Origin of the sequence: Marinomonas sp. MED121 (assembly GCF_000153025.1) — a bacterium.
Lineage (GTDB): Bacteria > Pseudomonadota > Gammaproteobacteria > Pseudomonadales > Marinomonadaceae > Marinomonas.
Genome location: NZ_CH672432.1, coordinates 582659 through 608244, shown reverse-complemented (window position 1 = coordinate 608244; position 25586 = coordinate 582659). Strand labels below are relative to the sequence as shown.

The 25586-nt window shown below is 42.3% G+C and carries 22 protein-coding genes; 13 read left to right on the top strand and 9 right to left on the bottom strand.

Features of this window, described 5'->3' with window-relative positions; genetic code table 11:
- Positions 1-214 precede the first annotated feature (214 nt).
- Complete coding sequence (locus MED121_RS18100; RefSeq protein ID WP_036181021.1) at positions 215-1039, top strand: pyrroline-5-carboxylate reductase; 825 nt, start codon at positions 215-217, stop codon at positions 1037-1039.
- A 68-nt stretch (positions 1040-1107) separates the two neighbouring features.
- Here MED121_RS18100 and MED121_RS18095 read toward each other — a convergent pair whose 3' ends face one another.
- A complete protein-coding gene (locus MED121_RS18095) occupies positions 1108-1788 on the bottom strand; it encodes a glutathione S-transferase family protein (RefSeq protein ID WP_009835205.1) in 681 nt (226 codons plus the stop codon).
- Positions 1789-2387: 599 nt separating this feature from the next.
- Here MED121_RS18095 and MED121_RS18090 point away from each other — a divergent pair.
- The 4 genes from MED121_RS18090 (at position 2388) to MED121_RS18075 (ending at position 6610) form a co-directional block, all read left to right on the top strand.
- On the top strand, positions 2388-3227 hold the full coding sequence (locus MED121_RS18090) for an HAD-IIB family hydrolase (RefSeq protein ID WP_009835204.1): 840 nt from the start codon (positions 2388-2390) through the stop codon (positions 3225-3227).
- Positions 3228-3237: 10 nt separating this feature from the next.
- A complete protein-coding gene (locus tag MED121_RS18085; protein ID WP_009835203.1) occupies positions 3238-4458 on the top strand; it encodes a glycosyl transferase in 1221 nt (406 codons plus the stop codon).
- A gap of 45 nt (positions 4459-4503) precedes the next feature.
- A complete protein-coding gene (locus tag MED121_RS18080; protein WP_009835202.1) occupies positions 4504-6255 on the top strand; it encodes an alpha-amylase family glycosyl hydrolase in 1752 nt (583 codons plus the stop codon).
- Between the two features lie 139 nt (positions 6256-6394).
- Positions 6395-6610, top strand: a complete 216-nt coding sequence (locus tag MED121_RS18075; protein ID WP_085987764.1) for a hypothetical protein — start codon at positions 6395-6397, stop codon at positions 6608-6610.
- Between the two features lie 381 nt (positions 6611-6991).
- Here MED121_RS18075 and MED121_RS18070 read toward each other — a convergent pair whose 3' ends face one another.
- Positions 6992-7495: a lactoylglutathione lyase family protein gene (locus tag MED121_RS18070; RefSeq protein WP_207382840.1), complete on the bottom strand. Its 504-nt coding sequence runs from the start codon at positions 7493-7495 to the stop codon at positions 6992-6994.
- Between the two features lie 114 nt (positions 7496-7609).
- Between MED121_RS18070 and MED121_RS18065 the strand changes: the two genes are divergently transcribed.
- The 5 genes from MED121_RS18065 to MED121_RS18045 all read left to right on the top strand — a co-directional run bounded on the left by MED121_RS18065 (position 7610) and on the right by MED121_RS18045 (position 12188).
- Complete coding sequence (locus MED121_RS18065) at positions 7610-8506, top strand: LysR family transcriptional regulator (protein WP_009835199.1); 897 nt, start codon at positions 7610-7612, stop codon at positions 8504-8506.
- Between the two features lie 207 nt (positions 8507-8713).
- Positions 8714-9547, top strand: coding sequence for a pre-peptidase C-terminal domain-containing protein (locus MED121_RS24120; RefSeq protein WP_009835198.1), 834 nt, complete (start codon positions 8714-8716; stop codon positions 9545-9547).
- Between the two features lie 163 nt (positions 9548-9710).
- Positions 9711-10217 (top strand): GNAT family N-acetyltransferase, encoded by a 507-nt coding sequence (locus tag MED121_RS18055; protein WP_009835197.1) that lies wholly within the window; start codon positions 9711-9713, stop codon positions 10215-10217.
- Positions 10218-10277: 60 nt separating this feature from the next.
- Positions 10278-10889, top strand: coding sequence for a DUF6151 family protein (locus tag MED121_RS18050; RefSeq protein WP_009835196.1), 612 nt, complete (start codon positions 10278-10280; stop codon positions 10887-10889).
- Positions 10890-10946: 57 nt separating this feature from the next.
- Complete coding sequence (locus MED121_RS18045; RefSeq protein ID WP_036181018.1) at positions 10947-12188, top strand: sugar efflux transporter; 1242 nt, start codon at positions 10947-10949, stop codon at positions 12186-12188.
- Between the two features lie 43 nt (positions 12189-12231).
- Here MED121_RS18045 and MED121_RS18040 read toward each other — a convergent pair whose 3' ends face one another.
- The 6 genes from MED121_RS18040 to MED121_RS18015 form a co-directional block, all read right to left on the bottom strand.
- Positions 12232-13176 (bottom strand): hydroxymethylglutaryl-CoA lyase, encoded by a 945-nt coding sequence (locus tag MED121_RS18040; RefSeq protein WP_009835194.1) that lies wholly within the window; start codon positions 13174-13176, stop codon positions 12232-12234.
- Positions 13173-15176, bottom strand: a complete 2004-nt coding sequence (locus MED121_RS18035) for an acetyl/propionyl/methylcrotonyl-CoA carboxylase subunit alpha (protein WP_009835193.1) — start codon at positions 15174-15176, stop codon at positions 13173-13175. Before MED121_RS18035 ends, MED121_RS18040 begins: the two co-directional genes overlap by 4 nt.
- The gene (locus MED121_RS18030; RefSeq protein WP_009835192.1) at positions 15169-16065 is read right to left on the bottom strand and encodes an enoyl-CoA hydratase-related protein; all 897 of its coding nucleotides are present in this window, start codon (positions 16063-16065) and stop codon (positions 15169-15171) included. Before MED121_RS18030 ends, MED121_RS18035 begins: the two co-directional genes overlap by 8 nt.
- A gap of 101 nt (positions 16066-16166) precedes the next feature.
- Positions 16167-17774, bottom strand: coding sequence for a carboxyl transferase domain-containing protein (locus MED121_RS18025; RefSeq protein WP_009835190.1), 1608 nt, complete (start codon positions 17772-17774; stop codon positions 16167-16169).
- Between the two features lie 112 nt (positions 17775-17886).
- A complete protein-coding gene (locus MED121_RS18020; protein WP_009835189.1) occupies positions 17887-19053 on the bottom strand; it encodes an isovaleryl-CoA dehydrogenase in 1167 nt (388 codons plus the stop codon).
- Between the two features lie 47 nt (positions 19054-19100).
- Positions 19101-19559 carry a MerR family DNA-binding transcriptional regulator gene (locus MED121_RS18015; protein WP_009835188.1) on the bottom strand — a complete coding sequence of 153 codons (459 nt, stop codon included), beginning with the start codon at positions 19557-19559 and terminating at the stop codon, positions 19101-19103.
- A 272-nt stretch (positions 19560-19831) separates the two neighbouring features.
- Between MED121_RS18015 and MED121_RS18010 the strand changes: the two genes are divergently transcribed.
- The gene (locus MED121_RS18010) at positions 19832-21010 is read left to right on the top strand and encodes an acetyl-CoA C-acyltransferase (RefSeq protein ID WP_009835187.1); all 1179 of its coding nucleotides are present in this window, start codon (positions 19832-19834) and stop codon (positions 21008-21010) included.
- Between the two features lie 198 nt (positions 21011-21208).
- The gene (locus MED121_RS18005; protein WP_009835185.1) at positions 21209-21577 is read left to right on the top strand and encodes an STAS/SEC14 domain-containing protein; all 369 of its coding nucleotides are present in this window, start codon (positions 21209-21211) and stop codon (positions 21575-21577) included.
- Positions 21578-21739: 162 nt separating this feature from the next.
- Here MED121_RS18005 and MED121_RS23875 read toward each other — a convergent pair whose 3' ends face one another.
- Positions 21740-23506, bottom strand: coding sequence for a diguanylate cyclase (locus tag MED121_RS23875; RefSeq protein WP_009835184.1), 1767 nt, complete (start codon positions 23504-23506; stop codon positions 21740-21742).
- Positions 23507-23871: 365 nt separating this feature from the next.
- Here MED121_RS23875 and MED121_RS17995 point away from each other — a divergent pair, with 365 nt between their 5' ends.
- Positions 23872-25479, top strand: coding sequence for a methyl-accepting chemotaxis protein (locus MED121_RS17995; protein WP_009835183.1), 1608 nt, complete (start codon positions 23872-23874; stop codon positions 25477-25479).
- Positions 25480-25586 lie beyond the last annotated feature (107 nt).

The following is a 25586-nucleotide window of genomic DNA, read 5'->3' as shown; positions in this document are numbered from 1 at the left end:
TCTCCAAGGATGGAGGTAATCCACCTTATTCATAATATTCCTCTTCTTGTATCGGCTTCTAAATTTTGTATGTGTTCGTTACTACTCATTTTTGTGTTGAGTTTATTTGTTGGTTTTTATTTTTGCATTGATGTCTTGCAAGTTTGAACTCTATTCGTACCATCAAGTTTTCGAATATAAAACGAAAATGGATAGGATTAAGGAGTTGATCTAAATGAATAATCGTCACTGTGTTTATCTGGGAGTCGGGAATATGGGCTTTCCGGTATTTAAGGCGACACTTCCTTACTTTTTAAATACTTGGCAAGTGAGTGTTATCGACAAAAGTGAAGAAAGGCTAAGGCTGGCGCAAAGACTTGGTGACATTGAGGTGAGGGATGCGCTTCCCGAAAATACACAGATTCTCTTCTTAGGTATTCGGCCTCAAGACTTACCTAATCTGGCCATGCAAAACCGAGACTTAGGTGCTAATGACCCTGCTTTAATTGTCTCTATGCTGGCGGGCGTATCTTGTGCGGAAATTCAGCACTATTTTCCTCACTCCCAAGTAGTAAGATGCATGCCAAATACACCGTGTGAGTTTGGTGTCGGCATCACACCTATCTATTTTAGTGGTAATTCTAGCGGTACTTTTAGTGCGCATTATTCTGCTTTTCTTGAAGCGGCTCAGTTTATGGGGGAACTCTTTTTTGTCGAGAAAGAAAGCGATATAGATGGCGCAACGGGCATCAGTGGCGGAGGCCCAGCTTATGTAATGCTAATGGCTGATGCCATGATTAAAGCCTCTCAAACATTAGGCTTTAGCTATGAAGAATCAAAGCGTTTAGTGGGTAAAACCTTAGAAGGTAGCGGTAAAATGCTACAAATGTCCGATAAAATGCCCGCCCAGCTTGCTCAAGATGTGATGACACCAAATGGCACCACAGAGCAAGGGGTGAATGAGTTGAAAGCCAAACAGGTGGAAACCGCTATTTATGATGCTTTGCTAAAAGCCTCTCATAAAGCAGTAGATATGTCTGATCCAGATAATAGGGATTAATGGCTGTTTAACTTTTACGCTGACTAAAAATTGAGAGAGTCTGTTAGCTTAGACTCTCTCAACCCTTATCAATGAAGGTAAGAATCATAATAAATGGGTTCTAACCCATAGGCGTCATCTAACCAAGCTTTGACATGGGGCCGGTTTAATAAACCTTCTGCCCAAGCTTTTGTTAATGGAAAGTGTGATGATGGTTCAAGGTGAGAGGTGAGCCTTAAAACGCTAGGAACTAAGGTAAGGTCCGCAAGGGACAGATCACCAAATAGGTAAGGACCTTGGTACTTAGTAAGAAGGTTTTCCCATACTTGATACAAGCCTTCAGCGCTTTTGACATTATCTGCGGATAATATTTTCTTATCGGGATAAAAGCTGCTTTCAAAAGACAGGCTAGGGCAGATCTTACCCATATCTGCATGTTGCCAAGCGAGCATGGATCTAGCTTCGGCTCTTACCAAGCTATCATCTGGCAGTAACTGGTTATTGGATAGCTCATTCACAAACTCCATGATGGCGATCGAGTCATAGATTATTGTCTTCTTTTGATCGGGTGTTTGCTGCTCAATGACAAGTACAGGCACACGAGATGCAGGAGAAAAGGTGCTAATTTCAGCGATGTTTCGCCATCTCTGAGGACGTTTTATATCCACAATAATTTCTTCAAATTCGATGTTTGTTTCCTTCAGGCTTAGCCAGGCTCTCATGGCCCAACTAGAGGCATTTCGTGTGCCTGAATATAGGGTTAACTTCATTTCTCTCTCCTTTAATTAGCCGTATTGCGAGTGTCTTTTATTAGACGCATTGCTAGTTCATTAAATTAGGCGTCTTGTTCCTATGCTTAGTTATTTTAGTGCTTAAATGCCTTTTTTACGCTGCAAAACATACTTTAATAAGTTCTTTTATCTGCAATTTACCGAGCTAGATGCAGGTAAGCGACCCTGTTTGTTTTTATCCGAGCCATTTTTTTATTTATTTTCAAATAGTGATTCAGTGTGAGTTGGATTGATTGGTACGGGATACTGGGGGGGCTTATATGTGTGCTGTGTTTGTGCGCTGTATTTGTGCGCCATGTTGGTGCGATTTAATGGTGCGGCCTTATTAATAGGTGCCCTAATGCGTGACTTATGGGTTTTATAATCATTTGACTCTTTAGTTTTATGCTAGCTGATTTAAATTTTTATCATTTAAATCAGTCGCTTAATTAGATTTCTTTGGGTTGGCATAGATGTTGTAAAAAGAAAAGACATGAAAGCAAAAGCATCAGCACCAAGATGAACCCTTTGTCAGAATGAGTTTGATATCGGGTCATCAGGTTTTTGCGCTACGTGTATCCAGCTAGGAGAGGAACTTAATGCAAGCTCAACCCCTTATATTCACTGATCTAGACGGCACCTTGCTGGATCATGATACTTATAGTCCTGAGTTAGCAATCCCCATGATAAGGAGGTTAAAGGAACAGCATATACCTATCATTTTGACCAGTAGCAAAACCTTTGCAGAAATGGTCCAAATAAGAAATTCATTAAATTTAACCAGTCCATTTATTGTTGAAAACGGCGCTGCACTTTATATCCCGCAAGATTACTTTAAAACCCCTCCCTTAAATACTCAGCTTGAATCTGGCTTTTGGGTGAAATGCTTTTCCAAGGAAAGGCAGGTTTATCAGGGCATGATTGCAACATTAAAAGCTAATAGCGCGACTGATTATACCGGGCAGTTTAAAACCTTCGCAGAATTAACGGTTAAAGATATTAGTGAGTTAACAGGTTTGACCCATGACCAGGCCAGGTTAGCGGCTAAAAGATGTTATGGGGAGCCTGTGTTGTGGCTTGGCAGCAAAGCCCTGCAAGCAGATTTTATTCAGGAAATAAAAGCATTAGGCGCCAATGTGTTGATTGGCGGGCGTTTTTTACATGTGGTTGGGGATTCTAATAAAGGGCGGGCGCTGAGTTGGCTGTTAGAGGCTTATCAAGCAAATGCCCCCCATACCTCTTTTCAAACCATTGCGTTGGGCGACAGTGGTAATGATCTGGATATGTTAGAAGTGGTTGATATTGCAGTACAAGTGAAATCACCAAGCCACGATTTTCCTACTTTAACGGCGCAAGGGTTAAAAATTCAAACCCAAGAATACGGGCCTTTAGGTTGGTCTCAAAGCCTAGATCAAATTTTAAAAACAATACTTTATTGAGGGTAACTTTATGGCTGATTTTTACCAAAACGGCATAGTAACGACCTTGCATAATTTAGGTCAACGGGAATATCAGGATCTTGAAGCAGAGCTGACTCACTTTAATAAAACCAGACCTTTGGGTTTGATTTTACCGTCGCTTTATTCTGAATTAGGCGGAAAAGCCTTACCCAATATCATTAATAAAATCGCCGAAGTACCTTATTTAACTGAGATAGTGATTGGCTTGGATAGGGCTGATGAAGCTGAGTATCGGGACGCGATTGAGTTTTTCTCTTGTTTGCCACAGCAACATAGAATTCTGTGGAATGATGGCCCAAGGCTTAAGGCACTTGATGCTAAATTGCAGGCCTTAGGTTTAGCGCCAGTTGAAAGTGGTAAGGGCCGTAATGTGTGGTATTGCATGGGCTATATCCTTGCCTCCAACAGAACCGAATCTGTGGCGCTACATGATTGTGATATTTTGACCTATGAGAAGGATTTGTTGGCAAGATTACTTTATCCAGTGGCACACCCTCAATTTAACTATGAGTTTAGTAAAGGACTTTATGCCAGAGTGGCAGATGGCAAGATTAACGGTCGCGTCTCTCGACTCTTGGTGACTCCCATCATTAAGGCGTTAAAGCAGGTCGCAGGCGCCAATGATTATCTGGATTTTATGGATAGTTTTCGCTACCCCTTGGCAGGTGAATTCTCTTTTAGACGAGATGTGCTAACGGATTTACGTATTCCAAGTGATTGGGGATTAGAGATAGGGGTACTTAGTGAAATGCATCGAAACTATGCTCATAACCGTGTTTGCCAAGTGGATATTGCAGAAACCTATGATCATAAGCATCAAGACTTATCCTTAAATAATGATCAAGGTGGTTTGTCGAAAATGTCGATTGATATCACTAAGGCATTTTTACGAAAGCTGGCGACGCAAGGGGAAACATTCACCCCAGAAACCTTTAGAACGCTTAAGGCAACCTATTATCGAATTGCATTAGATTATGTGGAAATTTATCGTCACGATGCCTTGATGAATGGCTTGAATTTTGATGTGCATAATGAAGAGAAAGCGGTGGAGATGTTTGCTAAAAATATCATGAAAGCCGGACAACACTTTTTAGATAACCCCATGGAAACCCCCTTTATTCCCGCTTGGAATAGGGTGATTAGTGCCATGCCAAATGTATTAGAAGAGCTAAAAGAAGCAGTAGAGCTAGATAATGAAGAGTTTCGCTAATATAAGCGTATGTCCATTTTATAGGTAAAGATTAAGGTAGCTAAGATGAATCAAGTTCTCAGTGATTTAGGCAAAAAATTAGAGCATCAACTGGCTTTTATCTATCAGGGGATTCCTCTTAATGAGGAGTTTAAGACCTTAGCTGACACGTTAATTGAGTGTATGAAGTTAACGGATAAATGCCATTTCCCCCAGCCTTTTGCCAACCACTGGAGTGAGCAAGATGTGGTGATGATTACCTATGGGGACAGTGTGATAGAAGAAGGGGTTAAACCCCTGAAAACCTTACAGCACTTTATCACTGATCATGTTAAAGACAGCATTAATAGTGTGCACATTTTACCCTTTTTCCCTTATAGCTCGGATGATGGGTTTTCCGTAATAGATTATTCCTTGGTCAATGAAGGCTTGGGGAATTGGCAAGATATTCAAGCTATTGCCTCCAAAAAGCGTCTGATGTCAGACTTGGTGATTAATCATTGTTCTAGTCGCAGTATTTGGTTTGATAACTTTATCAAGGGCAGCGGCAAAGGCAGTGACTTCTTTTATACTGGCGATCCCACTCAGGATTATTCCTTAGTGGTCAGACCCAGAACCTCACCTTTATTAAAACCTGTGATGACAGCCTCTGGTGAGCAGCACGTTTGGTGTACTTTTAGTCATGATCAGGTCGATTTTGATTTTAGAAATCCAGAGGTATTGATCGAGTTTGTGCGAATTATTCGCTTATATCTAGATTATGGGGTGCGAATATTTAGATTGGATGCGGTGGCATTTTTATGGAAAGAGCAGGACAGAGACTGCATTAACCTTGTGCAAACCCATGAAGTGGTGAGATTGTTACGTAGCTTGATTGAGCATGCCCAGCCTGATGCTATTATCATCACAGAAACCAATATTCCGAATACGCAAAACCTAACCTATTTTGGTAATGCCAACGAAGCCCATTGTATTTACAATTTTTCCTTACCGCCTTTGTTAATTAACACCTTAATAACGGGTAATTGCCTTTACTTAAAACGTTGGTTGATGAGTATGCCTGCTGCGCAAAACGGCACCTGCTACTTTAACTTTTTAGCCTCCCATGATGGCATTGGTTTAAGACCCGTTGAAGGCCTTTTAAATGATCAAGAGGTCACTGAGCTGGTGGATACCATGACGGCTTTTGGTGGCAAAATCTCTTGGCGCATGAGTGAAGATGGGACACAAAAAGCCTATGAAATGAATATTGCCCTGTATGATGCTTTAAAGGGCACGACAAAGGGTGAAGATGACATGGGGATGGCGCGCTTCTTGTGTGCTCATGTCATTATGATGGGCCTTGAAGGCATGCCAGCATTTTATATTCATAGCTTGTTAGGCACACGTAATGACTATAAAAAGCTAGAGAATACCCATCACAATAGGGCAATTAATCGCCATCGTTGGGATTATCAGGCCCTTGAAGCACAACTGGCTGATGAAGGCAGTGATCATGCAAGGGTGTTTCAACAGATGTTGGCTTTGATTGATATCAGACGAGCTCAAGCGGCATTTCATCCTAATGCTATTCAGTTCACCTTACATTTAGGCCATAGCTTGTTTGGTTTTTGGCGCCAAAGTCAGAACCGTCATCAGAGTATCTTTTGTATTAGTAATATTTCTGATCAAAGCGTTGAGCTTGCCATCAGTGAATTGAACTTATCTTTGACAGAACGTTGGTCTGACCTCTTATCTGATCTGGAAATTCATGATTTGAACCAGATGATTAGCCTTGAACCTTATCAAAGTATTTGGCTAACAAATCGTAAAGCATAATGTATGGGCGAAGCCTGAGCTTAGTATGCGTTTGTGCATACTAAGCATTTATTTCTAGTCGATTTTTACTGTTTTTATTGTGCTATTATCAAGACGGTTTTTACCTAATAAAGCGCTCATGAAAAAAGGAAAGATCTTGATGATAAAAGGGGTCGTGTTTGGTGTTTTGCTATGCTTGATTTCAGCTTGTAGCAAAAAAGATTTGTATGAAAATATTCAGGCGAATAATCAGTTTGCTTGTAATAACGTGGCGGCTTCTCAATATGATGAGTGTATGCAGAGGTCGAGTATGTCTTATGAGGAATATGAGGCAAAGAGAACAGAAGATCCTTATGAATCGAATTTAGGTTATTAGCACGCCTTCCAAATATAAGACTAGGGAGCCTGCGATTAAGTAACCTCTTCTCAGTCTGCTCTTTTAAGGTATGTGAGGAAAAAGCGTCAAACCAGGCGTCACTTTACATTTATTAATAGAAAGTCACTGTAGGTACCTTTCAAGAAGGGACAACGTAGAGTGATATTTTTTCTGAAATGCCGTAGGTATTCTTCAAAGACCCAAAGGGCGTGGTCTAAAAGCCCTATATTTAGGTTGAGGATCTTATCAATAGAATAACTATTAAGTTGCGCCCCTCGCCATAAATCTAGTTGCTTTTATCCACACGCTGAGGCGGGAGAACTTATTCGCAGGTTCCCTAACTCTTTTTTTTCAGCCAGCCTTATATTTTTCTGATTTATGCTAACTCTGATACGCCCCTGCTGAGTAGGTTAACTCATAGGAATGAGAGTAGATCTCGATAATGTTGCCCCATGGATCTTCACAATAAACCATTCGATAAGGCTTTTCTCCTGGATAATAGCTGCGAACAGGCATACGTTGCTTACCGCCCGTTGCGACTATCTTTTCTGCAAGACCTTCAACATCTGGGTCTGTGATACAAAAATGAAAAATCCCTGTTTTTTTATACTCTAAATTGTTGTCTGGTGTTTCATTGTCTGGAAATTCAAACAGCTCGATGCCAATACGATCTGCTGTGGCTAGGTGGCAGATTTTAAACTTGCTCCAGCTCTCACCAAATACGTCATCACACATGATGCCAATGGCACTGTCATCTCGTGCAATTTCAGTGGGTTCCATAATAGGGTATAGCCCTAAAACCTGGGTATACCACTTAAAAGCAGCGTCTACATCGGGTACGGATAAACCTATATGGTTAAAGGCTCTTGGGTAGGTCATAACAATTCCTTATTTAGGCTAAGTTAAATCATCTGTGTTTAATCAGCATTTTGATAAGGTTACATCGGGAATTTTATAATGTTAAATTATCATTAATAATGAAAATGAGTATTTTTTGTAATGATAAATCCCATCCTTTTAACAAGCTTTTGCACTCTGGTTGAGCTTGGTCATTTTACCCGTACAGCAGACAAACTAAATATGACCCAGTCAGGTGTCAGTCAGCACATACGTAAATTAGAAGTGTCTCTAGGGCAGGTTTTGTTAATACGTGAGGGTAAAAAGTTTAGCCTGACCCCAGCGGGTAATCAGGTGTATCAACAAGGAAAGCAAATATTGGCGGCCATGGAAGCGCTAGAAACCCGCTTGCAAGATGACCCTGAATTTGAAGGGGAAGTGAGCATAATGTCACCAGGCAGTGTGGGTTTAAGGCTTTATCCAGAAGTTTTGGCCTTGCAGCAGCGCTATCCTAGGTTAAGTATGGATTATCGCTTTGCCCCCAATGATTCGATCGAATCCCAATTGAGCCAAGGTGAGTTAGATATTGGCTTAATGAGTAAACTATCGACCAACCCGAAAATTAAAAGCCGGGCTGTCGCTCAAGATGCGCTAGTGTTGGTGACGCCTGCAAATTTCATTAATACTCTCCCTTCGATAAATTCAACCATTAGCTGGCAGCAACTGACGGATTTAGGTTTTATTCAGCATCCAGACAGCGCTTATCAAGCGGCATTGCTGTTAGGGACAAATTTTCCTGAGTTTAGCCACATTGATGATATCCGAAAAAGTGGTTTTTCAAATCAAATTGGCGCTATTTTAGAACCTGTGAGTTTAGGGTTGGGTTTTACGGTTTTACCTGCTTTTGCGGTGGATGCCTTTGCTTATCAGGACAAGATTAAACGGCATACACTTCTAAACCCAGTAAATGAAACTATCTACCTTTGTACTAGCCGAGAGCATGTATTGCCAAAACGTGTAAAGGGCATGCTTGCTAGATTAGAGGAATGGTTGGCTTAACTTAAAGAATGGTTTAAGGGATCATGGATTGATTTAGCTCAGGCTCCCAAATCTAATCCAGTCTAATCTGAGACCTTTGATCTAGTTATATTAGCCTTTTTAACTTTTGCTCAGTTGCGGCAAAAGCATTGTTAGTATGTTGATCTAACTTTGTGGAAAGTTAGATTAAAAATAAACTAAAACAATGTGTTATAAAAAGGAATTATCATGATTAAGAAGGCTTTAACTGTTTCTGTTATCGGTATGAGTATGGCGTTATCTGGCCTATATGCTTCTTCATTAATGGCAGCGGATGCGAATATCATTTATCTAACACGTCATGCGGAAAAGCTCGACTCAGGTTCAAATCCATCCTTATCAGATGCGGGTAAATTAAGGGCCGAAAATATCGCCAGCATGCTGAAAAATGCGAAAATTAACACGATTTACAGTACCTCTTATAATCGCACTTTAGAAACCGCTGCACCCTTAAGTGAACTGATCTCTGTGGGTGTGCAAGCTTATGACCCGTTTGATTTAACTGGTTTTGCAGCAAGTTTGAAAACCCTAAATGGTAATACCATGGTGGTCGGTCACTCTAATACCACACCAGAGCTGGTGGGCTTATTGGGTGGCGAAGCGGGTTCTGCCATTGATGAGAGTGAATACGATAGGCTTTATCAATTAATATTTAATCAAGATGGCTCTGTGACGACTGTTCGCTTAACCTCTTTACCCAGTGAAAATAGTGCCAGTTGTGACGTGTCTGATTTAGCGTTAACGAATGTCTCAGGGGTTCAAGACAGCTGGACTTACTATGATTTAACTCTTCCAGATTGTGCGACATCACTTTCTATTAGTATGAGTGGTGGTTCAGGTGATGCTGATTTGTATGTGAATTATGGGGATCGTCCAACCGTTTCTAGTTATGATTGCCGACCTTTTGAATCAGGCAATAATGAAAGCTGTGAGTTTAGTTCGGTTAAGTCTGGGGTTTATCATATCGGTTTGTATGCCTATAAAGATTATGCGGGTGTGAATCTTTCGAGCACTCATCAATAAACCGCTTTAAACCCAAGGTTTAAATCAGTGGCTCAATGGCTTTCGTGTTATTGGGCCTCTTGTTAAACCTGCATTCTAAATGAGATCTTATCTCAACATCTATTAAGTTCACCTCATATGCCTTAAAGTATGCCTATGAATTCACAAAGAGTGGGGCGCACTTGTGTTATTTCGAAAACTCACGCCAGAAGATTGGCAGCTGTATAAAAATATACGTCTTAAAAGTCTTGATGAAGTGCCTCAGGCCTTCGAGTCTAGTGTATTAGAAGAGTCTCGTTTTGATGAGGCTTTATGGCGAGAGCGTTTAGAATCGACTGATGCTTCCTTTTGTTTGGGGGCCTTCGTAGAAAGAAATGAGTTGGTTGCTATCGCAGGCTTTAGTCAAGGACATAAACTTAAGACTCAGCATAAATCTTATCTTTGGGGGATTTATGTCTTACCTAATGCGAGAAGGTTTGGGATAGGGTCTGGGCTGATGAAAGCTGTCATCAAGGAGTTTGAGGCCTTAAAAGGTATATCCAGTTTGCAGCTCACTGTGACGGCGAATAATACCCAAGCAATTGCACTTTATAAAACATTTGGTTTTAAAGAATATGGGTTAGAGAAAGATGCCATCCGGGTCGCGGGTGTCTCTTATGATGAGCTTTTGATGCATCTTGTTAAGCCATAAATTGAGTTGATTTGACTCTTTTCTTTTTAACCCTTTTTTATCATGTTAGAGGTAATATAAATGACAGAGATAACGTTAGCCTGTGATTGCGGTAAAGTTCAGGGTGTTGCCCATGATATGAATGCGCAAAAGGGAAATCGTCTCACTTGCTGCTGTTCCGATTGCCAAGCCTTTGCTCACTATCTCATGAATTTAGGACGGGGGAATCATCCCGCCATTTTAGATCAGTATTCTGGTACTGATATTTTTCAAATGCCTGTATCCAAATTAACTATCGATCAAGGCATTGAGCAATTGGCTTGTATGCGTTTAAGCGCGAAAGGCTTGTATCGTTGGTATAGCCAATGTTGTCATACGCCCATCGGCAACACCTTAGGCCCTAAGATGCCTTTTGTCGGTGTCGTGCATAATTTTATGCGACATGAAAAAAGTCGGGTTGATGAAATCGGTCAAAATCGTGCTTATGTGCAAACTAAGGGGGTTAAAACGCAAATTCCAGCAGCATTAAAAGGGGCTGCTATCCAAACCGTTTTAAGGAGTATTGGCAAGGTTCTCAGTTGGAAACTCAAGGGCTTTCATCGACCTTCTGCTTTTTTTAGCCAAGAGGGTAATCCTATCGTCACACCGATTATTAAGCGTAAAGCAGCCATAAAAGCGGAAATAACGCATTAAATAGACTTTTTTTTTCACAAAATTTTTGACAGGACGTCATAACAAGGAGAAAGGGACATCAAACGCATTTATCATTACTTTAAGAGTGAGGCAGGCAATTTTTTTGTCATTAACGGATTCACCGCCTTATCATTTTCCCTCATCATCCCAATTTTAAGCTTATTTCTCATTGAGGGTTTGGGCTTTGAGCCTATTTATATCGGCATCTACACGGTTTCTTATGCTTTAGCTGGTATTGTGGTGAGCCAAAAATTTGGTGCCATGGCGGATAGGGGTGTTGACAGTAAAAAGCTGTTTATTATTTCTTTGATTGGCATGGCAATGGCCGCGTTAAGCTATGCTTTTCTCACCCAGTTTTGGCAAATATTGCTCGCTGGGACGATCTTTATGGGGCTTGCTAGAGCCTCGGTCCCCATGATTCTTACCATGATACGCCACTTTGCTGATACATATGGCCTGAACGCCATTAAGGTGAATGCGCAAACTAGGTCTTCTGTTTCTTTAATTTGGATTGTCGGGCCGCCTTTGGCTTTCTTGTCCGTTGAACAGTTAGGCTTTCAAATTAATTTTTTACTGGCGACCACATTAACCCTATTGGTGGCTTTGTATGCTTGGCGAAAGCTGCCCAAAGCCGATGCCGCACTCAGCCAGCAAAAGGCTCAGTCTAGGGTTGTGACTGTACTACCTAAAACCGTAATTTATTTAGGCATTACCTTGTTTTTTGGCAACGTGGCTAACGCTAATTATATAACGGCAATGCCTCTCTATTTAACCGTTGAACTCAATATGCCCTTGTCTTATCCAGGCTTACTGCTCGGTCTAACCGCGGCGTGTGAAATGCCCATCATGTTAATAGCGGCGAAATGGGCTAACCGATTTGGTTCGGTGAGATTGCTGATGTTTAGTTTTGTGGTCGCTATGGTCTTTTATGTTTTATGCCAGTTGATGGTGTCGATTGAAACGTTTCTTTTAATTCAACTTTTCAATGGTTTGTTTTTTGGCATTTTTATTGGCATTGGTATTAGCTTGTTGCAGAATGAAGCGCCTAATGCGATTGGTAAGGCCACGGCATTTTATGCCAATATGATGGCATTAGGCAGTATGGTAGGCGCCTCTTTAATGGGCATTGTTGCCCAATACTTTGGGTATAAAGAGGCATTGTTATTGAGCTTTGTGGCCATTCTCATCGGTTTTTTGATGTTGCTTATGTTTGAGCTTTCGAGCAAGCGACATAGAGGCGCTGAAGAGGTTTCAGAAGTTTCAGAAGTTTCAGAAGTTTCAGAAGTTTCAGGAAAGTAAGAGGTATAGCGTTATCAGTGCGTGTAGCAAGAATGAGTCAGGCTTAAACCTGACTCATGCCTTTCGCTAAGGCCACTTTGGAACCATTGTGACGATTAATCTGCTCACAAATCCAAAAGCCGGTATCCACCATAGCCTGAAGGTTTATACCGGTTTCAATACCAAGACCCTCAAGCAAATAGAGCACATCTTCTGTGGCCACGTTACCCGAGGCGCCTTTGGCATAAGGACAACCGCCAAGACCTGCCACCGAACTGTCGATAATTGCGAGACCTTCTTCTAACACCGCATTCAAATTACCAATGGCTTGGCCATAGGTGTCGTGAAAATGTGCGGCGAGTAAGTGCATTGGAACCTCTTTGTTTACCGCTTCTAACATGCGCTTGGCTTTGAGTGGTGTGCCTGTGCCGATAGTGTCACCTAAGGAAATTTCATAACAGCCCATCTCATAAAGGGCTTTTGCCACTTTAGCGACTTTATCGGGTGCTATCTCACCTTCATAAGGGCAGCCCATCACAGTGGAGACATAACCGCGAACAGGAATGCCTTGGGCCTTAGCCGCTTCAATCACAGGAATAAAGCGTTCAAGACTTTCTTCGATCGAGCAATTAATGTTCTTTTGGGTAAAATTTTCAGACGCGGCGCTAAATACCGATACTTCTTGAGCATTGGCTGCAAGTGCCCCTTCAAAACCACGCATATTAGGGGTTAGTACACTGTAGGTAATGCCGTCTTTACGCTGGATGCCCGCCATCACCTCACTGGCATCTTTCATTTGTGGCACCCATTTAGGGGAGACAAAACTGGCGGCTTCAATATGAATCAAGCCAGTGTCGCTTAAACGGTTAATTAGCTCTATCTTGGTTTGAGTAGGGACAAAGCCACCGGTTTCGTTTTGCAATCCATCCCTAGGGCTCATTTCCACCAGACGTACCTTTTTTGGATAAGTATGGGGGGATTGGATAAAAGTACGTTTATCTAAGCTCATGAGACACTTTCCTGCGATGTTTCAATAACACTCATAGCAAGCAGTTCAGCGCCGTCGCTGACGAGTTCGCCTTCATTAAAATAAATCGCATCAATAATGCCATCATGGGGCGCTTTAATAGCGTGTTCCATCTTCATGGCTTCCATAATTACTAGGGTTTGGCCTTCGCTAACCTTATCCCCTTGAGAAACCATTACGCTCACCATAGAGCCATTCATTGGCGCACTTAAGCTATTATCAGAACCATGATCGCCTTGTTCAAATTCAGCGCTGTACTGATGACAGTTAAACTTCTCACCTTGATAGAAAAGATCTAACACGCCTTCTTTTAATGCTCCGCGAACACTTAAGCAGTGGCCATCAATAATGGCATCTAGCTTGTCATGACTAAGGTGTGATTGCAGTTTATATGAGCGACCATCAACTCGGACTGCATCATACTCATCAAAATGTTGAATTTCTAACGTATGTTTGATGTCGTCCACCACCAGAATAAGCGGCTTTTGGTATGGCTTATTCATGCGCCAGTTTTTAAATTGGCTAAAAGGTGAGTGCTTATCTTGATTGCTCTTCTTGATCACTTTGGCTTGTTGTAGATAAAAGCCAGCAGCCAGAACAAGGGCTTTATCTAGTTCAAGGCCGCTTGTATTAAATAAAAGATTTTCGTGTTTTTCGATAAAACCTGTATCAAGCTTTGCATCTCGAAAAGGTTTTGCATCGACTAGGGCATGCAAAAAGCGAATGTTACTGGTGACACCGCTAATGCGATATTGCTCTAGCGCCTGCACCATGCGATTGATCGCCTTGCTTCTGTCCTGATCCCAAACGATTAGCTTGGCGATCATAGGGTCGTAATGAATGCTGACTTCATCGCCTTCGAGCACACCTGTATCCACTCTGACATGTGAGCTGGTGGCAGGTGTTTTTAAATAATGCAGCTTGCCTGTTGCAGGTAAAAAATCATTATCAGGGTCTTCTGCATAAATACGGGCTTCAAGGGCATGGCCTGTGATTTGGATTTGATCTTGGCTTAAAGGGAGAGGCTCACCATTGGCGATGCGTAACTGCCATTCGACCAAGTCTTGTCCTGTGATCATTTCCGTCACTGGGTGCTCAACTTGCAAACGGGTATTCATCTCCATGAAGAAAAAGGAAGTATCCACATCATAAAGAAACTCAACTGTACCTGCGCCCACATAATCAATAGCCTGAGCCGCTTTTACTGCTGCTTCACCCATGGCTTTGCGTGTGGCATCGCTAAGGCCTGGAGCAGGGGCTTCTTCAATCACTTTTTGGTGACGCCTTTGTACTGAGCAATCTCGTTCCGCTAAATAAACACCATTACCATGTGAATCACAAAAGACTTGGATTTCTACGTGGCGAGGTTGGGTTAGGTAGCGCTCTATTAGCATGTCTGGGTTACCAAAGGCATTGCTAGACTCTCGTTGAGCAGCTGCTAGGGCCTCATCAAATTCAGCCAGCTCGTTTACCACTCGCATGCCTTTACCACCGCCACCTGCGATTGCTTTGAGTAAGACAGGGAAGCCGCAACGTATCGCTTCTTCTTTTAATAGCTCTGGGTTTTGATCATCACCGTGATAGCCAGGCACTAAAGGCACCTGGGCTTTTTCCATAATGGCTTTAGCGGCAGATTTAGACCCCATCGCCGCAATGGCATTGGCTGGTGGCCCAATAAAGGTCAAGCCATTATCCGCACAGGCCTTAGCAAAATCAGTATTTTCAGATAAAAAGCCATAGCCTGGGTGAATGGCTTGGGCGCCACTTGTAAGCGCAATCTCGATGATCTTTTCATGACGCAAATAGCTTTGATTACTTGGTGCTGGCCCGAGTAAAAAGGCTTCATCCGCCATAGCTACATGGCGCGCGTTTACATCGGCTTCTGAATAAACAGCAACACAGCGAACGCCCATTTTGTGAGCGGTTTCGATAATTCGACAGGCAATTTCGCCACGGTTAGCGATTAGTATTTTATTAAACATCTTTTTGCTCCTTGTCGTTATCTTGAACAGGCTTGATCCAGCTGGCCTGACGCTTGTTGAGGAAGGCATCTAGGCCTTCTTGGCCTTCGTTACTAATACGAATATCAGCAATGCAATGGCTGGTATAATCAATCAGCTTGTCATCAATAGGTTTGTTGGCAACACCGGCAATAAGTGCTTTTGCCACGGACATGGCTTGAGGGCTGTTTTGATTTAACTGCTGAATAAAGAGCTTGGCGGCAATGTCGAGTTGACTATCATCCTCCACCAATTCATGTACCAAGCCAAAGTTTAAGGCTTGGGTCGCACTAATAATTTCTGCCGTTAAGAAGTATCGTCTGGCTTGACGCTCTCCGATAGCACGCACAACATAAGGGCTAATGACCGCAGGTACTAAACCTATTTTGACTTCACTTAAACAAAAGCGTGTCTTTTGTGTCGCAATCACAATATCGCAACAGGCAGCGAGCCCGACGGCACCACCAAACGCGGCGCCTTGTACAAGGGCGAGAGTGGGCTTGCTAAAGTCGTTAAGTGTTTGCATTAAACGGGCAAGTTGATTGGCATCATCAAGGTTTTCTTGATGGGAGTTGCTTGCCATTCGCTTCATCCAATTTAAATCGGCACCTGAGGAAAAGTGTTTGCCTTTTGAGCGCAGAATGAGCATATCTAGCTCAGGGTTTTGCTCCGCTTGCGCCAGTTTTTCTAACATCAAACCTATGATTTGATCATCAAATGCATTGTATTTCTCAGCATAATTTAAGATTAACTCCCCGACGCCAGGGTGAGGGTAATGCAAGATTACTTTTGCCTCTAAATCGCTGTGTGCAGAAGAGGTTTTTTCTTCTGTGTTATCAAAAAGACTGCTTTGTGTGGGTATATTGTTCATGACATTGCTCTCTCATGATCACTTAATAGGGATGGCTTTACTCAAATATGTCGGTAAAGCCTTGGTTGGGCCAAATGGGCTAAACTGGGTGGCCCAACCCCTTACATTCTGAAGACACCGAATTTTGTCTCTTCTTTTGGTCGATTCAAGGTGGCAGATAAACTTAGGGCAATCACATCACGTGTTTGCGCTGGATCAATCACCCCATCATCCCAAAGGCGAGCGCTGGCATAGTAGGGATGTCCTTGATGCTCGTAAGTATCAATGATTGGCTGCTTGAATTGCGCTTCTTCCTCTTCACTCCAGCTTTTACCTGAACGGGTAAGTTTGTCTTTGGTCACGGTTGCCATCACACCTGCTGCTTGTTCGCCGCCCATGACGGAAATTCTGGCGTTAGGCCACATCCATAAAAAGTCTGGGTTATAAGCACGGCCACACATGCCATAGTTTCCTGCGCCAAAGCTACCACCGATTAAGATGGTGATTTTAGGGACATTGGCACAGGCAACTGCCATGACCATTTTTGCCCCGTGTTTAGCGATGCCTTCTGCTTCGTATTTCTGACCCACCATAAAGCCGGTGATATTTTGCAAAAACACCAAAGGAATATTGCGCTGACAGCAAAGCTCAATAAAGTGAGCGCCTTTTTGCGCTGAGTCTGAAAAAAGAATGCCATTGTTTGCAATGATACCTACAGGATAACCATGAATATGAGCAAAGCCTGTCACTAAGGTGGTGCCATAAAGTTGTTTAAACTCATCAAATTCTGAGTTATCAACCGTGCGCGCAATCACATCTCTTACATCAAATGGCTTACGCAGATCAGTACCAACAATGCCGTAGATTTCTTTGGCATCGTATTTAGGTGCTTGTGGTTCACGTACATCTAAATGAGGTTGTTTTTTGTGATTAAGATGAGAAATACAACGACGTGCAATTTGTAGAGCGTGTTCGTCATTTTCAGCATAATGATCAGCGACACCAGAAGTACGACAATGCACATCCGCGCCACCTAAATCTTCTGCGCTGACTTCTTCGCCTGTTGCCGCTTTCACCAGAGGCGGGCCCGCTAAAAAGATGGTGCCTTGGTTACGTACAATAATGGATTCGTCTGCCATGGCAGGAACATAAGCACCGCCAGCAGTACAAAGACCCATTACCACCGCAATCTGTGCAATGCCTTTGGCAGACATGCGCGCTTGGTTGTAGAAGATACGACCAAAGTGGTCACGATCTGGGAAAACCTCGTCTTGTTGAGGAAGGTTAGCACCCCCTGAGTCGACTAAGTAAATACAAGGTAGGTGGTTCTGCTCAGCAATCTCTTGTGCTCTTAAGTGTTTTTTTACCGTAAGCGGGAAGTAGGTGCCGCCTTTTACAGTGGCATCATTGGCGATGATCATGCATTCGATGCCTGATACTTGGCCGACACCTGCAACAACACCTGCTGCTGGAATATCGTCTTCATAAACCCCATAAGCGGCTAATTGGCCTAGCTCTAGAAAAGCGCTGTCTTCATCGATAAGCGTATCGATACGTTGACGTACTAGTAACTTACCTCTTGCAAGGTGGCGTTCTTGATAAGACTTACCACCACCTTGATAAATATGTTCGATTTTAGATTTTAAATCTAATACCGCGGTTTCCATTGCATCGGCTTTGGCTAAAAATTCTTCAGAACGAGGGTTAACTTTAGACTGCAATATCGGCATATAGCTCTCCTTAATCTTTTTGTCCTATCAACTCTTTTTTAAATAAGCAGGCCCTTAAATAAAGAGCCTGAACTAATGAGAGTGAGTAATAGGAATGAATGATAGGTCTAAGTTATTTGTTCATGAAAAGTTCGCGGCCAATGAGCATGCGGCGAATTTCTGAGGTGCCTGCACCAATTTCATAAAGCTTGGCATCACGCAATAAACGGCCAGTAGGGTATTCGTTGATATAGCCATTGCCGCCAAGTAGTTGAATTGCGTCTAATGCTATTTGGGTTGCCATTTCAGCGGCATAAAGGATGACGCCAGCGGCATCTTTACGGGTCGTCTCGCCTCTGTCTGCTGACATGGCAACCATGTAAACATAAGATTTAGCGGCATTCATGCGAGTGTACATGTCAGCAATTTTGCCCTGTACTAGCTCGAATTCGCCAATGGCTTTACCAAATTGCTGACGATCACGGATATAAGGTACAGCCACATCCATTGCCGCTTGCATTATGCCAAGTGGCCCACCTGCTAATACAAGGCGCTCGTAATCAAGGCCACCCATTAGTACTTTAACACCACCGTTTAGCTCACCTAAGATATTCTCTTTTGGTACTTTGCAATCTTGGAAAACCAATTCACAGGTGTTTGAACCGCGCATACCTAGCTTGTCGAGCTTTTGAGCTTGAGTGAAACCTTCGCTATCTCGTTCAACAATGAAAGCGGTAATCCCTTTAGAGCCCGCGTGTAAGTCAGTTTTAGCGTAAATTACATAAACATTGGCATCAGGACCGTTAGTGATCCACATCTTGTTGCCATTAAGAACATAGTGGTCGCCTTCATCGCGGGCGTGCAATTTTAATGAAACAACATCAGAGCCTGCGTTTGGTTCAGACATGGCTAGCGCGCCTATGTGCTCACCAGAAACTAATTTAGGAAGGTAAGTTTCTTTTTGTTTTTGGGTACCATTACGATAAATCTGATTAACACACAGGTTTGAATGAGCGCCATAAGATAAGCCAACAGAAGCCGATGCGCGGCTGATTTCTTCCATCGCAATCACATGGGCAAGGTAGCCCATTTCTGCTCCCCCAAATTCTTCACTGACTGTGATACCTAATAGGCCCATTTCACCAAACTTTTTCCAAAGATCATTGGGGAAGAGGTTATCTTGGTCAATTTGCTCAGCACGAGGTGCAATTTGTGCTGCCGCAAAGGCATTCACTTGTTGGCGTAACATATCTAGGGTTTCGCCAAGTCCAAAATTCAGTTCAGAGTATTGAGAGATCATGTCAGTTTACCTTTGTAGGGTGATTCTTGTTTTTAGGCCTAATTTGTTTAAATCTCTTTTGAAGATATCAACATGTCAGCGGTATTGTGTGCTGATCCTTGCCCAGTTTCTTTACCTTGCATTAGCTCTTTGAGTGCAGAGCGGCAGCGCATTTCAGCATTGTCCAATTCTTGTTTGGCCATCTGTATATCTTGCATTTGTTGCTCAAGCTGAGCCTGTTTTGCACTTAATGTTTCTAACATCTTATTGAGCTGTCTTTCGCTGCCGCTTGGGGTTTCATCCCATAAATCGAATAGTTCACGGGATTCGGCTAGGGAAAAGCCAAGACGTTTGCCGCGCAAAATCAGTTTTAGCCTTACCTTGTCGTGGCTGTAATAAATGCGAGTTTGTCCTTTACGTTCAGGTTTCATGAGACCTTGATCTTCATAAAAACGAATGCTGCGGGTGGTTACACCAAACTCAGCGGCAAGTTCGCTAATTGAGAAGCTCTTTTTCTGTGTGGTCATAATGTTTGCTCATAATGGATTTCTCTAATATCTCTAAAGACTAAATGAAGTTGACGTTAACGTAAAGCAAATATTTTAACCAAAAATAATGTCAGCAAAAATCAGCAGATAGATAGGAAATATTTTGGCTTAAATGGCTGGATATCTGATATCGCACAGAAAAAATGAAACCAACTTTACGTTAACGTAAAGTCGTGCTATTTATCTAATAATAGAAAGTGTAATAACCAATACTTAATGCCGGTTTACAGACCGATTAATGGAGAAAGAAGATGACTGATCATGTTGTGCTAGTCGGGGCTGCTAGAACCCCAATGGGTGGATTACAAGGAGAGTTAAGCAGTGTTAAAGCGCCTGAGTTAGGGGGGATTGCAATCAAAGCTGCCCTAGAACGTTCTGGCCTTAAGCCAGAGCAAATTGATGAGGTACTCATGGGTTGTGTCCTTCCAGCTGGCCTTGGTCAAGCACCAGCACGACAAGCCTCTTTAAATGCAGGTCTGCCATTGGCAACAGGCTGTACCACGGTGAACAAGATGTGTGGTTCGGGTATGAAAGCTGTGATGTTCGCCCATGATCAGATTCTTGCTGGTAGCGCCAATATCATGGTGGCGGGTGGTATGGAAAACATGAGTCAGTCACCTTATATCTTACCTAAAGTTCGCGAAGGTTTACGTATGGGTCATGGTAAGGTGCTAGATCATATGTTTGTTGATGGTCTTGAAGATGCCTATGAAGGCGGTTTGATGGGTAACTTTGCTCAGAAAACGGCAGACAAGTACGAACTTACCCGTGAAGCCATGGATGACTTTGCATTAGCTTCTTTAGAAAAAGCGAATGCAGCGATTAACAATGGCACTTTTGCTGATGAGATTACACCTGTCACCGTCAAAGGTCGTCATGGTGATACCTTAATTGAAGTCGATGAGCAGCCAGGTAATGCTCGCCCAGAAAAAATTCGTAAGCTAAGACCGGCGTTTGCCAAAGAGGGCACAGTAACAGCGGCTAACTCTAGCTCAATTTCTGATGGTGCCTCAGCCATCATCTTGATGAAAGAGAGTGAAGCCATTGCTAAAGGTCTTAAACCTCTCGCGCGGATTGTGGCCCATTCTACTCACGCACAAATGCCCGCTGAATTTACTATCGCACCCATTTCAGCGATTCAAAAAGTGTTAGATAAAGCCCAATGGTCAAAAGATGAGGTGGATTTATACGAAATTAACGAAGCCTTTGCAGTAGTCACCATGCTTGCTCAGCAAAAGCTGGAGCTTGATCCTGCTAAGGTCAATATTAAAGGGGGGGCTTGTGCGCTAGGTCACCCTGTTGGGTCAAGTGGTTCACGTATTTTGGTGACCTTGATGTATTCACTGCAACAAGAAAACAAAAAACGTGGTGTGGCTTCTTTGTGTATTGGGGGTGGTGAAGCTGCGGCAGTGGCTATTGAGTTGGTTTAATCACAATGACTCACATTCAGTTGGCTTAATAAAGCTTCAAGTAATAAACAAGAAGCAATAAACAAGAAGTGAAAACAAGCAATAAAAAGTGAAACACGAGCCCTATACACTATTGTTATAGGGCTTTTTTATGAAAGCTTAATAGAGGATGAAGACAGATTAGCGCATCAGGGATTTAATGGTATCAAGGAGCATCTTATGGCTTTTTCACTATTTGCTGATAGTGACGACATTATTCATGTGACCTTTTTTGAAGAGGTTGATTTTAACCAAAGAAAAACAGCAGTAGATCAGGTTGTAAAGCAAGTTCTTGATTGTGAGAAGATTCGATTATTAGTTGATTTGAGTGATTTTATTGACCTGATGTCACTGCAAGAACAAGAAGCCTTTGGTTTGTATCTTGCCAATACGCCAGCCTTACAAAAAGCCAAAGTCGCTTCTGTAACAGGGCTAAATCATGATGGCAATATTGTGGTTGAGGCGGTTGCTTTTACGCAAGGTTATCAGGTGGTTAATTTTAAACGCCATCAAGATGCTATTGCTTGGTTAAAAGGAGAGCTTAACTAGTTAATCTATGGCTAATATATAGCTCATCTATAGCTCATCAATAGTTAATTAGTGTCTCTTGCCATCTGTCTAGGTGCTTTATATGCGCACCCTAAGAGGGGATGGCTTACTTCTCGGTTTTTTTAAAAACAGGAGTAAAATGGCGCTCAAATGATGGCAAGATCAGTTTAGTGATTGAAACAGAACATGTTTGCCTGTCCCTTGTTTTTTGGCTTGATACATGGCCATATCGGCATTTTTGATTAAGGTTTTACGTTTTAGTAAATCGGATTCCGCTTTATTTAGTCCCGCTGTAGTGTGTTTTGGGCCATGAGGAGAGTGCAAGCTCGGTTTTGTTTGCTGGTGAATGTTAGATTTAGATAAAGCGATTCCCACACTGGCACTAACACTGACATAAATAGAAGCATCGTAATCGGTTAGGTGAATGGGTTGGCTAATGGCCTCTATGATGCGACTGATAATCTCGTCAATGGGCTCTAATAAATGTAAACCCGTTAAGATGAAGACGAATTCATCACCCCCTATTCTTGCTGCAACATCACTATCCCTAAGTTTATCTAATAATCGATTGGCCACCTCTTGAAGCACAAAGTCACCCATATCATGACCATAAATGTCATTAATTTCTTTAAAGCCATCTAGATCCATGACACAAATCGCCGAAAAGCTTTCCTCCCTTTCTTCCAAGCTTAAAATACGCTTTAAATGCTCATTGAGTAGGGCGCGATTCGGTAAGTGCGTCAGCTGATCATAATAGGCCAGCTCATCTAATTCTTTTTGCCTTTCTATGAGGTTTAGGTTGGCGCGTTTTAAACGTGCTGACTGTTTGGTGGCGTTAAACATAAAGACAGCTAAGACCAAGGTAAAGAGAAGCATGGTAGCCAATAACAGGTGGGATAAATAAGACCCATGCATCCCTTCTTCATCGGCCGTAGAGTAGAACTCTAGCATCCAAGTGCGCCCCGGTACTTGCCAAGAATATTGAATGTTAAAATGTGACCCTAAATAAGGATCTTCTTTGTCAGCCACAGGCTTAGGGTAAATTCTAATGGGGTCTTCTTCTGATACATCATAAAGGCGAACGGCAATCCCTTTGTGAATAAATTCACTTTTATATTGTTCGAGTAAGATGCCAGGTCTTAGCATCAAAATGATATAACCCCTCAGGGCTTGCCAGCGTTGTTCGGGTGTCTGAGCTTTCATCCATTTGTGATAAATGGGCTGGTAGATGGCAACCGATAAGGGGCCATCAGGGTCTTGAACTATCTTAAAGGGTTGGGTGGTGTCCAGTGAACCATTACGAGCCGCATTTCTTATGGTTTGACTGTTATAAGGTCTTGCCAGTGGGTCTAAACCAATGGCTTTTTTGTTTTTATGAATAGGCTCAGCATAAAAAATCGGAAAATACTCACTTCGAATGGTGGCTGTGTCTATTGAGCCAGCATCAGGGCTCGCATCGGCAATGCCTAATGGTGCTAAATCAAGTCCTTTCAAGTGTTTTTCTAGGGCCGGTCTATCTTGATGTTTTACCCTAGGGGCCCAATGTACAGCAAAAATCTCAGGGTGGTTTAATAGAATGACATCAGAAAAACGGGCATATTCTTCTCGACTGACTTGATCGCTTTTACTCAGAAGGGCGAAATAGGAATGCAATACAGCTTTAGATTGATTAATTTTTGCTTGAATACGCAGGTTTTGGACATGCATTACCTGCTCTAAGTTATCGTGAGCTCGACTTTCCTCATTGTTTTTGTAATAAAAAAATAGTCCGATTGAGAAACTAAAACCAAATAGGGCAAGCATAAGAGCGGGCCAAATTGGAGAAGGCGCTAAATCTGAGTCAAGGTTGGGCATAGAAATAATAATTTTGGCAATAGGTTTTAGTTCAAGCTTAGCTTTTATAAAAGCTGCGATTCTTGTATTTAGCAATAATTTAGCAATAGAGCCTTAATTACTTTATGTGTCTTGGGAAACTACGAATAGCTCCTCCCGCCTCAGCGTGAGGATAAAAGCATCTAATTTTAGTGGAAAAAGTGAGGCTGGAAAGTCAATTACGCTAAATTACAAACCTTGCGTGTGATTATCAATTTCCATTTCGTGTATTAGTGTATTTTTTCGTTATTTTTCAAAAAATAACGCACCCTTCATTAGGGGAGCTGCGAATATCTCCTCCCCCAATACCTCAAAAGAGCAGACTGAGAAGAGGTGACTTAATCGCAGTTTCCTTAATCGAGATCAATCTAATAAATATTTTTTATAGTTAGTATTGAGGATCGTTTTTTGGAGAAAATGAAATGCGTTCACTATCTATTCAGCACAAAATATATTTGCTTCTGGCCATTACCGGTATTTTGGTGCTCATCGCCAGTATTATCAACGGCTCAAACCAACAGCAGAAACTCGCTGAGCAGACAATCGAAACCAATATCAAATTGTTAGCTGATAATTATTTTGATTCGATCAATACGCTGATGATCACAGGTACCATGTCTAACCGAGAGATTCTGACGGATAAAATTCGTAGCCAAAAGAATATCGAAGCGGCGCAAATTTTCCGTGGTGAGCAAGTGAGTAAACTCTATGGCCCTGGCAATGTGAATGAAAAAGCCAGTACACCGGCTGAAATTGCCGCCATGAAAGGCATTCAAAGTCTTTTTATTGAAACCAAAGATAATAAAAGGGTACTGACTTATATTAACCCTATTGTTGCCAGTGATAATTACAAAGGCACCAACTGCCTTGGCTGTCATCAGGCACAAAGTGGTGATATTTTAGGAGCCGTTAAGGTGAGTTATTCGCTGGATGAAGTTGACCAAGCCATTAGCAATAATGCGGTGTTTAGCGTTGCTATGCTCAGCGCCATTTTCTTGGTTGCCTTTGTGGGTTTAGGTTTTCTCTTTCGACGTCTTTTTATTAAGCGCTTAAAAGTACTGGGTAAGACCATGCGTCTTGTTGCCCAGAATAATGATTTAAGTTTAACCATCAGTGATAAAACCAATGATGAATTAGGGCGTTTAGCCAATAACTTCAATATCATGATGTCCAGTTTCAAAAGTAACATTACCAATGTCTCTGAAACCTCCCATATTTTAATTCAATCAGCAGAGCAGATTCATCAGGCTTCTAATACCACAGAGAAATCGATTCAAGCCCAAAAGCAAAGTACAGAATCTGTGGCGGATGCGGTGAGTAAGTTTGAAGAGTCCTCATCAGAAGTGAAAAACACATCCCATGTGGCGTCACAAAAATCAGATGCCAGTAATCAAATGGCAGAAGCCAGTATGGCAATCGCAGCGCAAACTGAAGTCAGTATTAATCAGCTGGCTAATGATGTCAGAGGCGCGGCTAATCAAGTGGAAGAGTTGCAAAATCAAACCTTAGAAGTGGGTAACGTATTGGAGGTGATCAGTAGTATTGCAGAACAAACCAATTTGTTAGCCTTAAATGCGGCGATTGAAGCGGCTAGAGCTGGTGAAACCGGTCGTGGTTTTGCTGTTGTGGCTGATGAAGTGCGCACCCTTGCTACCAGAACCCATGATTCCACTGATGAAATTAAGCGCACAATAGATAAGCTGCAACAAGAGGCAAAAGATACGGTGGTTGCCATGAGCGCATCCTGTGAAGAGGCTGATCAAAGAGCACTGCAGGTGCAAGAGGTTGCCATGTCACTCAAGGATATTTCAGCGCAAATGAAAGAGATTAATAGTCTAAATGTACAAATCGCTGATGCTACCGAACAACAGAACCTTGCCGCTGAAGAAATTAATCAAAGTGTTGAAACCATTCGTGACAATGCTGATAAATCCCTTGGTGATGCGCATACGAGTAAAGAGACCAGTGAGAAGCTATTGTCCTTAGCGCGTAATCTTGATGAAAGAGTAGGGAGTTTTAAACTAGATTAATGGCTTAGTTGCTTAATTTTACAGAAGAAAATTAGCTTTTCGGTCATCCTTCACTAGGATAATAAAGGGTCTACTTGTTGGTATGGCCCTTTACTATTAGGTGCGAA